General features: G+C 57.0%; 13 protein-coding genes. 4 read left to right on the top strand and 9 right to left on the bottom strand.

Features of this window, described 5'->3' with window-relative positions:
* From argD to ppiA, 5 genes are all read right to left on the bottom strand, one after another.
* Positions 1–1221, bottom strand: a complete 1221-nt coding sequence (gene argD / locus AC0T7J_RS16300; RefSeq protein ID WP_031593893.1) for a bifunctional acetylornithine/succinyldiaminopimelate transaminase — start codon at positions 1219–1221, stop codon at positions 1–3.
* A gap of 81 nt (positions 1222–1302) precedes the next feature.
* Positions 1303–1878, bottom strand: a complete 576-nt coding sequence (locus AC0T7J_RS16295; RefSeq protein WP_039388916.1) for an aminodeoxychorismate/anthranilate synthase component II — start codon at positions 1876–1878, stop codon at positions 1303–1305.
* Positions 1879–1919: 41 nt separating this feature from the next.
* Positions 1920–2513 carry a putative adenosine monophosphate-protein transferase Fic gene (locus AC0T7J_RS16290; protein ID WP_473795349.1) on the bottom strand — a complete coding sequence of 198 codons (594 nt, stop codon included), beginning with the start codon at positions 2511–2513 and terminating at the stop codon, positions 1920–1922.
* The gene (locus AC0T7J_RS16285; RefSeq protein WP_071941047.1) at positions 2503–2673 is read right to left on the bottom strand and encodes a YhfG family protein; all 171 of its coding nucleotides are present in this window, start codon (positions 2671–2673) and stop codon (positions 2503–2505) included. Before AC0T7J_RS16285 ends, AC0T7J_RS16290 begins: the two co-directional genes overlap by 11 nt.
* Positions 2674–2772: 99 nt before the next feature.
* On the bottom strand, positions 2773–3345 hold the full coding sequence (ppiA, locus tag AC0T7J_RS16280; protein WP_003852970.1) for a peptidylprolyl isomerase A: 573 nt from the start codon (positions 3343–3345) through the stop codon (positions 2773–2775).
* Positions 3346–3606: 261 nt separating this feature from the next.
* Between ppiA and tsgA the strand changes: the two genes are divergently transcribed.
* Complete coding sequence (gene tsgA, locus AC0T7J_RS16275; RefSeq protein WP_473795348.1) at positions 3607–4785, top strand: MFS transporter TsgA; 1179 nt, start codon at positions 3607–3609, stop codon at positions 4783–4785.
* 35 nt (positions 4786–4820) lie between these two features.
* On the opposite strand, the gene AC0T7J_RS16270 is transcribed toward tsgA, so the two are convergent.
* Complete coding sequence (locus AC0T7J_RS16270; protein ID WP_473795347.1) at positions 4821–6098, bottom strand: cytosine deaminase; 1278 nt, start codon at positions 6096–6098, stop codon at positions 4821–4823.
* 217 nt (positions 6099–6315) lie between these two features.
* Here AC0T7J_RS16270 and nirB point away from each other — a divergent pair, with 217 nt between their 5' ends.
* The 3 genes from nirB to cysG are packed head-to-tail and all read left to right on the top strand — an operon-like array spanning position 6316 to position 10589.
* Positions 6316–8856 carry a nitrite reductase large subunit NirB gene (gene nirB, locus AC0T7J_RS16265; RefSeq protein ID WP_473795346.1) on the top strand — a complete coding sequence of 847 codons (2541 nt, stop codon included), beginning with the start codon at positions 6316–6318 and terminating at the stop codon, positions 8854–8856.
* Positions 8853–9179 carry a nitrite reductase small subunit NirD gene (gene nirD, locus AC0T7J_RS16260; RefSeq protein ID WP_473795345.1) on the top strand — a complete coding sequence of 109 codons (327 nt, stop codon included), beginning with the start codon at positions 8853–8855 and terminating at the stop codon, positions 9177–9179. Before nirB ends, nirD begins: the two co-directional genes overlap by 4 nt.
* A gap of 45 nt (positions 9180–9224) precedes the next feature.
* On the top strand, positions 9225–10589 hold the full coding sequence (gene cysG, locus AC0T7J_RS16255; protein WP_473795344.1) for a siroheme synthase CysG: 1365 nt from the start codon (positions 9225–9227) through the stop codon (positions 10587–10589).
* A gap of 58 nt (positions 10590–10647) precedes the next feature.
* On the opposite strand, the gene trpS is transcribed toward cysG, so the two are convergent.
* The 3 genes from trpS to rpe are packed head-to-tail and all read right to left on the bottom strand — an operon-like array spanning position 10648 to position 13010.
* Positions 10648–11649: a tryptophan--tRNA ligase gene (trpS, locus tag AC0T7J_RS16250; RefSeq protein WP_136196875.1), complete on the bottom strand. Its 1002-nt coding sequence runs from the start codon at positions 11647–11649 to the stop codon at positions 10648–10650.
* A 16-nt stretch (positions 11650–11665) separates the two neighbouring features.
* Complete coding sequence (locus AC0T7J_RS16245; protein ID WP_473795343.1) at positions 11666–12343, bottom strand: phosphoglycolate phosphatase; 678 nt, start codon at positions 12341–12343, stop codon at positions 11666–11668.
* The gene (rpe, locus tag AC0T7J_RS16240) at positions 12327–13010 is read right to left on the bottom strand and encodes a ribulose-phosphate 3-epimerase (protein ID WP_179898849.1); all 684 of its coding nucleotides are present in this window, start codon (positions 13008–13010) and stop codon (positions 12327–12329) included. The genes AC0T7J_RS16245 and rpe overlap by 17 nt, the downstream gene beginning before the upstream one ends.
* Positions 13011–13061 lie beyond the last annotated feature (51 nt).

Genomic DNA, 13061 nt, shown 5'->3' with positions numbered 1-13061 from the left:
CTAGCCGTTGAGCACGTTGCCGACGGCCGTGGCGAAGCGGCTCATGCCCTCTTCGATATCGGCAGGCTCAATGATCAGTGACGGGGCAAAACGCATCACGTCGGTTCCGGCAACCAGCACCATCACGCCTTCTGCGGCCGCGGCATTCAGGATGTCGCGTGCTTTACCGGCATGCTGCGGTTTCAGCGCCGCGCCAATCAGCAGCCCCTTGCCGCGAATATCGCTGAAGAGATCATACTTCGCATCGATGGCCTGCAGCGCCGTGACAAAGTGCTGACGACGCGTCTCAACGCCTGCCAGCACGTCCGGCGTATTGATAATATCGAGCGCGGTTTCGGCAATAGCGCAGGCGAGGGGATTACCGCCATAGGTAGTGCCATGCACGCCCGGCGCCATCGTCGAGGCGATCTCGTTAGTGGTCAGCATGGCGCTGACCGGGAAACCGCCGCCCAGTGCTTTGGCTGAGGTCAGAATATCGGGCTGGACGCCATAATGCTCATAGGCGAACAGCTTGCCGCTGCGCCCCATGCCGCTCTGCACTTCATCCAGCACCAGCAGCGCCTGATGCTGATCGCAAAGCTCACGCAGTCCCTGCATAAATTCCTGCGTTGCCGGCACGACGCCGCCCTCACCCTGAATCGGTTCAACCACAATGGCGCAGGTGTGATCGTCAATCACCGCTTTCACTGCGTTCAGGTCATTGAATGGCACATGGACGATATCCGCCGGTTTAGGCCCGAATCCGTCAGAATATTTTGGCTGTCCGCCGACCGTGACGGTAAACAGCGTCCGGCCATGGAAGGCGTTATGAAAGGCGATGATCTTACTTTTGAATGGGCTGTGACGTTTGCAGGCGTAATAACGTGCCAGCTTAAAGGCAGCTTCGTTGGCTTCAGCGCCGGAGTTAGCGAAGAAGACACGCTCAGCGAAGGTCGCCTGAATTAACTTACTGGCAAGACGCAGCGCCGGTTCATTGGTGAAGACGTTGCTGGTATGCCACAGCGTCTCGCCCTGACTTTTCAGCGTCTCCACCAGCGCAGGATGGCAGTGTCCAAGTGCGGTGACGGCGATACCACCTGAGAAATCGATATACTCTTTGCCCTGCTGATCCCATACACGACTGCCCTTGCCTTTTACCGGCACGAACTGCGCAGGTGCATAAACAGGCAAAATAACGTTATCGAACGTCTCCCGCGTGACCGCAATTTTTTCCGCTGCCATTAGTGACTCCATTTAAATGATTATGGTGATGCCTTGAAATAATAATCATAAAATATGCATAAAAAATCACTCAAAGGCAACTTATTGCTCAAGGAAATTACGCAGCAGCTGATGTCCCTGCTCGCTGAGAATGCTTTCGGGATGGAACTGCACGCCTTCCAGCGCCAGGGTTTTATGGCGGAATCCCATAATTTCGTCAGGCTCGCCGTCACGCACCGTCCAGGCAGTCACCTCAAAGGCATCAGGCAGGGAGTCACGTTGTACAATCAGGGAATGGTAGCGGGTTACGGTCAGTGGATTATTCAGATTGCGGAACACGCCCTGGCCGGTGTGCTGAATCGCAGAGGTTTTGCCGTGCATCACCTGACGTGCACGCACGACCTGCGCGCCATACGCCTGCGCAATCGCCTGATGACCCAGACAGACGCCCAGCACCGGCAGCTGACCGGCGAAATGCCGGATCGCCGCCAGCGAAATGCCTGACTCCGACGGCGTGCAGGGACCAGGCGAGATCACCAGATGAGTCAGCGGTAATGCCGCCATCTGCTCCAGCGTGATGGCATCATTACGCACCACCTGAACCTGCGCGCCAAGCTCGCAGAAATATTGATAAAGATTCCAGGTAAAGGAGTCGTAATTGTCGATAAGCAGCAGCATGGTCAGTCCAGAATAATTACCCGCGCCGCTATTCTACGCGGTTAAGCCGCCTCGCTCACCACTTTCGCAAAGACCTGCTCCAGCAGAGTCAGATCTCCGGCCACACCGGCCTGATTCGCCGCTTTCCAGCTCTCAGCGTCAGTCTCTTCCCAGGAGAGCAGATAACCGGCATGCAGTGCCAGCTGTTCAAAGAAAATCCGCTGCGCCCGACCGTTGCCGTGGCGAAAAGGATGCAACATATTGATTTCGCAATAGTAGTGGGCGATACGCTCAATGAACGCGTCACGCGGCAGGTCAGCAAGTCCCTTCTCCTCCTCCAGCGCGGCCATCAGGGCGTTACCTTCCTTTTCGATATATTCGAAATGACAGAACGGCGTCTCATCGCGCCAGATATCGATGGTGCGCAGTTCTCCAGCCCAGCTGTAGATGTCCTGAAACAGCGTACGGTGGATCTGGCGCAGGTAAGGCAGTCCAGGATTACGGGGGCCCAGCTCCAGCGTGGCGGCACGCGCCGCACTGAAGCTCAACTCCGCCTTACGCAACTGCGCGGCATCATGAATATCGGGCAGGTTTTTCAGCACATTGTCATGCTGCCAGAGATAGGGATCCTGGCTGATGGCGGTATTAGAGTCCATATTGCCTCCTCAGTGACGCCAGACGTGCGGCCGCATCATCGCTGTTTACGCTGGTTTCATTTGGCGTAAAGCCTTCCAGCCGACAGCTGGCCTGATAGCTGGCGCTACGCCGCTGTCGCCACAGGGTGACCTTCTGTTTTTCGGTGAGTTTGTTCGCCATGCCGCCTCCTGCTCAGGTTTTTGCCCTAAGTATAAGAGCAAATTCTGGCTTTGCCGGATGCGGCAGGCGGTCGCCATCCGCAGATGGCGACGAACGGACTTAAGGCAGGACTTTGGCGGAGAGGATAACTACCGGTTTGGACGGAACATTCTGGTATGGACCGACATCTTTGGTCGGTACCTGAGAAATTTTTTCAACCACATCCTGACCTTTCACAATCTTACCAAATACGGCATAGCCAAAATCACGCTGCCCGTGGTCGAGGAATGCATTATCCGCGACGTTGAGGAAGAACTGGCTGGTCGCACTGTCTTTATCGGCGGTACGCGCCATGGAGATGGTGCCGCGCAGGTTACGCAGGCCGTTATCCGCTTCATTCTTGATCGGCGCGTTGGTCTGCTTCTGCTGCATGTCCGTGGTGAAGCCACCACCCTGCACCATAAAGCCCGGGATCACGCGGTGAAAAATAGTGTTGTTGTAAAAACCGTTGTTGACGTAATCAACGAAGTTTTTCACAGAAACCGGCGCTTTCTGGTTATTCAGTTCGAGTTCAATATTGCCGGCGGAGGTGGTGAGCAGAACGTGAGTGTCACCTTTTGCAGCCAGCGCCTGGGCGGAAACGGAAGAGAGCGCTAACAGGGTGATGGCCGCTGTTAAAGTACGTTTAAACATGAAAGATTCCTTACCTGGGAGAGCGGGCACAAAAACGTGATTGATTGTAAAGAGACTCTATTCCAGGAGCCAGCGTTTTACCTATATTTACGCTGTGACAGAAAATGAGATGAGCAAACGTTAAACCCCGGCAATTGCGTGATTAAAATCACACAACACATGAAATATGGATCTCTGGTTTCACTGGTTGTTTATTAAGATCACGGTTCCGTTTACACTTTCTGACACTTTTTGGCACCCGGTTCTCAACAGGTTCAGAACATGACAAACCGTAATCGTATTGGCCTCACCTGGATAAGCTTCTTCTCCTACGCGCTGACCGGCGCGCTGGTGATCGTTACCGGCATGGTAATGGGCGATATCGCAAAAGATTTCCAGATCCCCATCTCCAGCATGAGTAATACCTTCACCTTCCTCAACAGCGGCATCCTGGCTGCGGTTTTCCTGAACGCCTGGCTGATGGTGATTGTGCCCCTGAAGCGCCAGCTGATTTTCGGCTTCGTCCTGATGGTTCTGGCGATAATCGGGTTGATGACCAGCCGCGATCTGTCCGTCTTCTCGCTCTGTATGTTTGTGCTGGGCGTAGTCAGCGGCATTACCATGTCGATCGGCACCTTCCTGATCACCCATATGTATGAAGGCCGTCAGCGTGGTTCACGCCTGCTGTTTACCGACTCCTTCTTCAGCATGGCGGGCACGCTGTTTCCGGTGCTGGCAGGGATTCTGCTGGCGCGTCAGCTGCCGTGGTACTGGGTCTACGTCTGCATCGGCTTTATCTACGTCGCGATCTTCATCATGACGCTGTTTGTCGAGTTCCCGGTGCTGCGTAAGCCCGAAAACAGCCCGACAGTTGAGAAAGAAAAATGGGGTGTGGGCGTGCTGCTGCTGGCAGTGGCGGCGCTCTGCTACATTCTGGGCCAGCTTGGCTTTATCTCCTGGGTGCCGGAATATGCCACCAAAGTGATGGGCATGAATATTAACGATGCCGGACAACTGGTGGGCAGCTTCTGGACCGCTTATATGGTGGGGATGTGGGCCTTCAGCTTCCTGCTGCGTTTCTTCGATCTGCAACGCATTCTGATGGTGCTGGCGGGACTGGCTACCGTGCTGATGTACTGGTTCGTCAGCAGCAGCGATGCCAGCATGCTGAAGTGGATCATTATGGTGCTGGGCTTCAGCTCCAGCGCGATTTACACCACCATCATCACGCTCGGCTCACTACAGACCAAAGTGGCGTCACCGAAATTGGTGAACTTCATTCTGACCTGCGGCACCGTCGGCACCATGCTGACCTTCGTGGTGACCGCGCCGATTGTCGAGAAGAGCGGCGTGCACACGGCGCTGGCCACCGCCAACGGCCTCTACGCGGTGGTGTTTGTGATGTGTGTCCTGCTGGGGCTGGTCACTAAACATCGCTCACACGGTCACGTCACGCATTAATCATTCAGGGCGGCGATTGATCGCCGCCCTGCTGTTTAACGCCGGAAGTCTATCCGCTCCCGCTCCCGCCAGTAAATCTCGCTTTCTGCAGGCTTTGTCTCTGCCACCACGATGCCGCGACGCACTGAATAGCGCACCGGAACCTGCCTTCTTACCGCATCAAAACCACTCTCTGCCGGCAGAATGATCAGGCTGGCATCGTTGCCGGTCTGAATGCCATAGCCTGACAGCTGCAGCGTCTTCGCGCTGTTATGCGTAATCAGATCCAGACCCGCATCAATCTGCTCATAACCCATCAACTGACAGACGTGTAAGCCCATATGCAGCACCTGCAGCATGCTGGCGGTGCCCAGCGGATACCAGGGATCGAACACATCGTCGTGGCCGAAACAGACGTTAATCTCCGCCTCCAGCATCTCTTTCACCCGCGTAATGCCGCGCCGCTTAGGGTAGGTATCAAAGCGGCCCTGCAGGTGAATATTGACCAGCGGATTCGCGACAAAATTAATGCCCGACAGCTTAAGCAGGCGAAACAGTCGTGAGGTATACGCGCCATTGTAAGAGTGCATCGCGGTGGTATGACTGGCTGTCACGCGCGCGCCGTTGCCATCGCGATGCGCCAGCGCCGCCACGGTTTCCACAAAGCGCGACTGTTCATCATCGATCTCATCGCAGTGAACATCGATCAGCCGGTCGTAGCGGTTAGCCAGCGCAAAGGTTTTATGCAGCGACTCAACGCCATATTCACGGGTGAATTCGTAATGCGGGATCGCGCCGACCACATCCGCGCCCAGCCGTACTGCCTCCTCCAGCAACGCTTCACCGTTGGGATAAGAGAGAATCCCCTCCTGGGGAAAAGCAACAATCTGGATAGTGATCCACGGCGCCATCTCCGCCTTTAGCTCCAGCATCGCTTTCAGCGCCGTCAGTGACGGGTCAGAAACGTCCACATGGGTACGGACAAACTGAATGCCGTTGGCAATCTGCCACTTCAGCGTCTGCATAGCCCGCCGCTTAACATCTTCATGGCTGAGCATGGCTTTGCGTTCAGCCCAGCGCTCAATGCCTTCAAACAGCGTCCCGGACTGGTTCCATGCGGGTTCGCCAGCGGTCTGGGTCGTATCCAGATGAATATGCGGTTCAATAAAAGGCGCGCAGGCTAAGCCGCCCTCGCCGTCCAGCGATTCATCCGCCGGTGAAGCGTGCTGCGGCTGGGCTGAGAGCCGGGCAATTTTGCCGTCGGCGATCGCGATCTGCCATAACCCGTCCCGCCAGGGTAAACGCACGTTATTGATCCACTTAGGTGACATCATTGCCGACTCCTTTTCCGGTTTGGTGTTTTAAAACTAACACGATTCAGGTAACCCGCCGCAAGCCCGAATAATCAGCAGGTTATCCGCACCGGAAAAAATTATTTCAAATCAACCATATACCTCTTAATGGGTATATGGCGTCGTGGTTGATGTATATCAATAAGTGCCAGAAACGGCGCGCTATTGTAGCCGCAGATATCGCAAATTTGAGGCAAAAATGAGCAAGCACAATGTCGTCATTATCGGTAACGGCATGGTCGGCCACCGCTTCATAGAAGAATTACTTGAGAAAGCGGAGCCTGACCAGTTTTCGCTGACCGTCTTTTGTGAAGAACCCCGCGTCGCCTATGATCGTGTCCACCTGTCCGCCTACTTTTCCCATCACACCGCTGAAGAATTGTCACTGGTTCGTGAAGGCTATTACGACAAGCATCAGGTCAATCTGCTGCTGGGTGAACGCGCCATCACCATTAACCGTGATGAGAAGCTCATCCACTCCAGTACCGGTCGCGCGGTGCATTACGATACGCTGATTTTTGCCACCGGCTCTTATCCGTGGATCCCGCCAATTAACGGAGCCGAAGGCAGCGACTGCTTTGTCTATCGCACCATCGAAGATCTCAACGCCATCGAAGCCTGTTCACGCCGCAGCAAACGCGGTGCGGTGATTGGCGGCGGCCTGCTGGGGCTGGAAGCAGCGGGCGCACTGAAAAACCTGGGCATTGAAACCCACGTTATTGAATTTGCGCCGGTGCTGATGGCAGAGCAGTTAGATCAGCAAGGCGGTGAGCAGCTGCGCCGCAAGATTGAGCAAATGGGCGTGCGGGTCCATACCGGTAAAAATACCCGGCAGATTGTGCATCACGAGCATGGCGGCAAAACGCTGCAGTTTGCTGATGGCAGCGCGCTGGAGGTCGATTTTATCGTCTTCTCGACCGGTATCCGGCCGCAGGACAAGCTGGCGAAGCAGTGTGGATTAGCCCTGGGTCCGCGCGGCGGCATCGCCATTGATGACCAGTGCCGGACCAGCGATCCCACCATCTACGCTATCGGTGAGTGCGCTGCCTGGCAGAATCGCGTCTATGGCCTGGTGGCGCCGGGGTACAAAATGGCCCAGGTCGCCAGCGACCATCTGCTGGGCCGCGACAATGCGTTTACCGGCGCGGACATGAGCGCCAAACTGAAGCTGCTGGGTGTCGATGTCGGCGGCATTGGCGATGCGCGCGGCACTACGCCAGGCGTACGCAGCGTGGTCTGGCTGGATGAAGGCAAATCGGTCTATAAGCGCCTGATTATCAGCGAAGATCAGAAAACCCTGCTGGGTGCCGTACTGGTGGGTGACACCAGCGATTATGGCAACCTGCTGCAGCTGGTGCTGAATGGTATTCCGCTGCCTGCTAATCCGGAAGCGCTGATTCTGCCAGCCGGCAGCGGGGATAAACCGGCCATCGGCGTCGATTCTCTGCCTGATACCGCACAAATCTGCTCCTGTTTTGACGTCAGTAAAGGCGACATCATTAAGGCGGTTCAGGGTGGCTGTCATACCGTGGCAGCACTGAAAAGCAGCACCCGTGCCGGCACCGGTTGCGGCGGCTGTATCCCACTGATCACCCAGGTTCTCAACAGTGAACTCAGCCGTCAGGGCATTGAGGTCAATAATCATCTTTGCGCCCACTTCGCCTGGTCACGGCAGGAGCTTTATCACCTGATTCAGGTAGAGGAGATTAAAACCTTTGACGAACTGCTGGCCCGCTATGGTCAGGGTTACGGCTGTGAAGTGTGCAAGCCGGTGGTTGGCTCACTGCTCGCCTCCTGCTGGAATGAGTATGTGCTCAAGCCCCAGCACGCGCCGTTACAGGACAGCAACGACCTCTATCTTGGCAACATCCAGAAAGATGGCACCTACTCGGTGATCCCGCGCTCGCCCGGCGGTGAAATCACGCCCCGGGGACTGAAAGTGATTGGCGAGATCGCCGAGCGCTATCAGCTCTACACCAAAATTACCGGCTCTCAGCGCATCGGTCTGTTTGGCGCGCAGAAAGACGATCTGCCCGCTATCTGGTCACAGCTGATCGACGCCGGATTTGAAACCGGCCAGGCCTACGCCAAGGCGCTGCGGATGGCGAAAACCTGCGTTGGCAGCGCGTGGTGCCGTTATGGCGTGGGTGACAGCCTCGGCTTCGGCGTGATGCTGGAGAACAGCTACAAAGGCATTCGTACGCCGCATAAGATGAAGTTTGGCGTCTCTGGCTGCACCCGCGAATGTGCGGAAGCACAGGGCAAAGATGTCGGTATTATCGCGACGGAAAAAGGGTGGAACCTCTACGTCTGCGGCAACGGCGGCATGAAACCACGCCATGGCGATCTGCTGGCGGCCGATCTCGATCAGCAGACGCTGGTCACCTATCTCGACCGTTTCATGATGTTCTATATCCGCACCGCCGACCGCCTGCAGCGCACCTCGCTGTGGCTGGAGAGTCTGGATGGCGGCATCGACTATCTGCGTAAGGTGATCGTGGATGACAAACTTGGCCTCAACAGCCAGATGGAGCAGCAGCTGGCCGCGCTGCGCGCCAGCGTCAGCTGCGAATGGAAAGCGACGCTGGAGGATAAGGATCATCTGACGCGCTTTGCCCACTTTATCAACTCGCCGCAGCGCGATCCTGGCGTGCAACGGGTCGCGGAGCGCGACCAGCACCGCCCGGCACGCGCCGATGAACGCATTGCCGTGACACTGATTGAGGAGACCGAATCATGAGCCAGTGGAATCCGGTGTGTCCGCTGACGCAGATCCTGCCCGCTACGGGCGTCTGCGCGCTGGTCAAAGGCCAGCAGGTGGCTATCTTCCGTCCCCGCAACGATGAGCAGCTCTATGCGATCAGCAATATCGACCCCTTTGCCGGTGCCAGCGTGCTGTCACGCGGCATTATTGCTGAACATCAGGATGCGTTCTGGGTGGCCAGCCCGCTGAAAAAGCAGCGTTTCCGTCTTAGCGATGGCTACTGCATGGAGGATGAAACGCGCTCCGTGGCGGCCTGGCCGGTGCGGGTCAATGCCGGACAGGTTGAAGTCTGCCTGTAACTCCCGTTAACAGCCCGCCTCCGCGGGCTTTTTTAAGGACGTCTGATGGACTACTTCCCCTTGTTCTGCCGCCTGCAGGGCCGACGCTGCCTGCTGGTCGGCGCAGGTGACGTGGCTGAGCGGAAAGCCCGCCTGCTGCTGGAGGCCGGCGCCGAGCTACGAGTCGGTGCCCTTGATTTCTCCCCCGCCTTCCGGCAATGGGCGCAGCAGGAAACCGTCACGCTGCTGCCAGGGACGTTTAATCCGCACTGGCTGACCGGCTGCTGGCTGGTGGTCGCCGCGACCAGCGACGATGCGGTTAATCAGCAGGTGGCTGAAGCCGCCGAAAAACAGCAGATCTTCTGCAACCTGGTGGATGCGCCGCAGCAGGCCAGCGCCATTATGCCGTCGATCATCGATCGTTCCCCGCTGATGGTCGCCGTCTCTTCCGGTGGACGCGCGCCGGTACTGGCGCGCCTGTTGCGGGAGAAGCTGGAGGCGATGCTGCCGCAACACCTTGGCCAGCTGGCGCAGCTGGCAGGCACCCTGCGCGCGCGGGTTAAACAGCAGTTCAGCGCTGTCAGTGCCCGCCGCCACTTCTGGGAACGCTTCTTTAACAGCGAGCGGCTGGCCCAGACGCTGGCCAACGGCGACAGTGAACGCGCGGAGCAGATTACCGACCAGCTCTTTAACGCTGACCTTCCCCAACAGGGTGAAGTGGCGCTGGTCGGTGCCGGTCCGGGTGATGCCGGATTACTGACCCTGAAAGGCTTACAGCTAATCCAGCAGGCAGACGTCATCGTCTATGACCGGCTGGTCTCCGATGAAATCCTGAATCTGGTGCGCCGCGATGCCGAGCGCATTTTTGTCGGGAAACGCGCCGGACATCACTGCGTGCCGCAGGATGAGATCAACCAGCTGCTCTGCGAACAGGCGCAGCGGGGAAAACGCGTAGTGCGGCTGAAAGGCGGCGATCCCTTTATCTTTGGTCGCGGCGGTGAAGAGCTGGAAGCGCTGGCGCAGCGGCAGATTCCGTTCAGCGTGGTGCCGGGGATCACCGCCGCATCGGGCTGTGCGGCCTACAGCGGTATTCCCCTGACCCACCGCGATCATGCCCAGAGTGTCAGACTGGTTACCGGGCATCTGCAGAAAGAGGGCACGCTCGCCTGGCAGACGCTGGCGGCGGAACAGCAGACACTGGTCTTTTATATGGGACTCACGCAGGCCGGCGAGATTCAGCAGCAGTTGATAAAGCACGGTATGCGCAGCGATATGCCGGTGGCGCTGGTGGAAAACGGCACCACTACGCGTCAACGCGTGGTCACCGGGACACTGAGCGAGCTGGAAGCGTTAGCCGGTCAGGTAACCAGTCCCAGCCTGATGATCATCGGGAGCGTGGTGAGTCTGCGTGACAGCCTGCGCTGGTTCTGAGTCCGGCAAATAAAAACGGCGGGCACAATGCCCGCCGTCGTGGTTGTCTGCTCAGCCATTACGGCATCGCGACAAAGCCTACCGCCTGATAGACCTTCTTCAGCGTTTCCTGCGCCTGTGCGCGTGCTTTGGCCGCGCCATCACGCATCACCTGCTCCAGCAGTGCCTCATCGTTGCGGAAGCTGTGATAACGCTCCTGCAGCTCAGAGAGCATACCCGACACAGCATCGGCTACTGCGCCTTTCAGGTGGCCATACATCTTGCCTTCGAACTCCTGCTCCAGCTCGGCGATGGTTTTACCGGTCACGCCCGACAGAATATCCAGCAGGTTAGAGACGCCTGCTTTCTCTTTGATGTCGTAGCGCACCACTGGCGGCTCTTCAGAATCGGTAACGGCGCGTTTAATCTTCTTCACGACCGCTTTCGGATCTTCCAGCAGGCCGATCACGTTATTGCGGTTATCGTCAGACTTGGACATCTTCTTCGTCGGTTCCAGCAGCGACATCACGCGTGCGCCAGACTTCGGAATGAACGGCTCTGGCACCCGGAAGATATCGCCATAAATCGCATTGAAGCGATGCGCGATATCGCGGCTCAGCTCCAGATGCTGCTTCTGATCTTCACCTACCGGCACCTGATTGGTCTGATAGAGCAGAATGTCAGCTGCCATCAGCACCGGATAGTCGAACAGACCGGCGTTAATGTTCTCTTCGTAACGCGCTGATTTATCCTTGAACTGCGTCATGCGGCTCAGTTCACCGAAGTAGGCGTAGCAGTTCAGGATCCAGCTCAGCTGCGTGTGCTCTGGCACATGCGACTGAACAAAGATGGTGCTTTTTTGCGGGTCGATACCACAGGCCAGATAGAGCGCCAGCGTGTCCAGCGTCGCTTTACGCAGTGCAGCAGGATCCTGACGCACGGTGATCGCGTGCAGATCAACGATGCAGTAAATGCAGTGGAAATCATCCTGCATCTGCACCCACTGACGCAGCGCTCCCATATAGTTGCCAATGGTCAGTTCGCCGGACGGCTGTGCGCCGCTGAAAACGATGGGTTTCATACTTAAGTCCTGATATTTACAGCCCCAGAGCGGGCAAAAGTTCGTCGAAAGAGTCGAGGGTTAAATCGGGCTGGCTGGTGGCAATCGGCTCGCCATAGTTATAGCCAAAGGTCATACCGATATTGGGTACGCCTGCCGCCTGCGCCGCCTGGATATCATTGCGTGAGTCGCCGACAAACAGCAACTCATTCGGCAACACACCAAAGGTACCCAGCACCATAAAGATTGCCGCAGGATGCGGTTTTTTAACCGGCACATCGTCGCCGCCGATGATCAGCGAAAACGCATCGGCAATGCCAAGTGATTCCAGCAGCGGCGCCACAAACGGTGTCGGCTTGTTGGTCACAATTGCCATCGGCAGCCCGGCAGCCTTTAATGCGGCCAGCGTCTGCTTGACGTGTGGGAACAGCGTACTGCCCGCATCCACGGTATCGGCATAATGCCGGTCAAACAGCACACGCGCATCACGCTGCTCTTCCGGCTGCGGCTCACGGCCCAGCGCGAAGGTCAGCGCACGGGTCATCATGATATCCGCGCCGTTGCCGATCCAGGTTGAGACACGCTCAAGGCCTGCCTGCGGCAGACGGAGGTCGTTTAGCGTGCGATCAATCGCATCGGCCAGGCCTGGTGCGCTATCCACCAGTGTCCCATCAAGATCAAACGCCAGCGCACGAATATCAGTGAAATGAGCCATTGGCCTTCTCCAGTTCGTTACGCATATCGTCGATCACTTTTTTATAGTCAGGGTGACCAAAGATCGCAGAACCGGCGACAAACATGTCGGCACCGGCGGCGGCAATCTGGCCAATATTGTCGATCTTCACACCACCATCCACTTCAAGACGAATGCTGTAGCCGCTCTGATCGATACGTCTGCGCGCTTCACGCAGTTTATCCAGGGTGCCAGGAATAAATGACTGACCGCCAAAGCCGGGGTTCACTGACATCAGCAGAATGATATCCAGCTTATCCATGACATAATCGAGGTAGCTCAGCGGGGTCGCCGGGTTAAACACCAGGCCCGCTTTGCAGCCATGCTCTTTGATGATTTGCAGGGTGCGGTCAACGTGTTGACTGGCTTCGGGATGAAAGGTGATGTAGGTGGCACCCGCTTTGGCGAACTCAGGGATCAGCGCATCTACCGGCTTCACCATCAGATGCACATCGATGGGAGCTGTGATGCCGTAGTCGCGCAGTGCTTTCAGCACCATCGGACCCATGGTCAGATTAGGCACGTAGTGATTGTCCATCACGTCGAAGTGAACCACGTCACCTCCGGCCGCCAGCGCTTTGGCTGTGTCTTCGCCCAGGCGAGCAAAGTCCGCCGAAAGGATTGAAGGGGCCAGCAAATATTGTTTCATCCGATTCTCCCACTGTTGTGCGCCAGCACGCAGGCTGGCGTAATGCGTTGG

The sequence above is a fragment of the Pantoea sp. E956-1 genome (assembly GCF_982223955.1).
The sequence above is the reverse complement of the archived record's forward strand: the minus strand, read 5'-3'. Positions and strand labels throughout refer to the sequence as shown.

What these genes read in the sequence shown, in the direction of transcription:
- AC0T7J_RS16295 (WP_039388916.1), bottom strand. Translation starts at nt 1,878, where the DNA reads ATGCTGCTGCTTATCGACAATTACGACTCCTTTACCTGGAATCTTTAT.
- trpS (WP_136196875.1), bottom strand. Translation starts at nt 11,649, where the DNA reads ATGAAACCCATCGTTTTCAGCGGCGCACAGCCGTCCGGCGAACTGACC.
- cysG (WP_473795344.1), top strand. Translation starts at nt 9,225, where the DNA reads ATGGACTACTTCCCCTTGTTCTGCCGCCTGCAGGGCCGACGCTGCCTG.
- argD (WP_031593893.1), bottom strand. Translation starts at nt 1,221, where the DNA reads ATGGCAGCGGAAAAAATTGCGGTCACGCGGGAGACGTTCGATAACGTT.
- AC0T7J_RS16290 (WP_473795349.1), bottom strand. Translation starts at nt 2,513, where the DNA reads ATGGACTCTAATACCGCCATCAGCCAGGATCCCTATCTCTGGCAGCAT.
- AC0T7J_RS16270 (WP_473795347.1), bottom strand. Translation starts at nt 6,098, where the DNA reads ATGATGTCACCTAAGTGGATCAATAACGTGCGTTTACCCTGGCGGGAC.
- nirD (WP_473795345.1), top strand. Translation starts at nt 8,853, where the DNA reads ATGAGCCAGTGGAATCCGGTGTGTCCGCTGACGCAGATCCTGCCCGCT.
- AC0T7J_RS16285 (WP_071941047.1), bottom strand. Translation starts at nt 2,673, where the DNA reads ATGGCGAACAAACTCACCGAAAAACAGAAGGTCACCCTGTGGCGACAG.
- nirB (WP_473795346.1), top strand. Translation starts at nt 6,316, where the DNA reads ATGAGCAAGCACAATGTCGTCATTATCGGTAACGGCATGGTCGGCCAC.
- tsgA (WP_473795348.1), top strand. Translation starts at nt 3,607, where the DNA reads ATGACAAACCGTAATCGTATTGGCCTCACCTGGATAAGCTTCTTCTCC.
- AC0T7J_RS16245 (WP_473795343.1), bottom strand. Translation starts at nt 12,343, where the DNA reads ATGGCTCATTTCACTGATATTCGTGCGCTGGCGTTTGATCTTGATGGG.
- ppiA (WP_003852970.1), bottom strand. Translation starts at nt 3,345, where the DNA reads ATGTTTAAACGTACTTTAACAGCGGCCATCACCCTGTTAGCGCTCTCT.
- rpe (WP_179898849.1), bottom strand. Translation starts at nt 13,010, where the DNA reads ATGAAACAATATTTGCTGGCCCCTTCAATCCTTTCGGCGGACTTTGCT.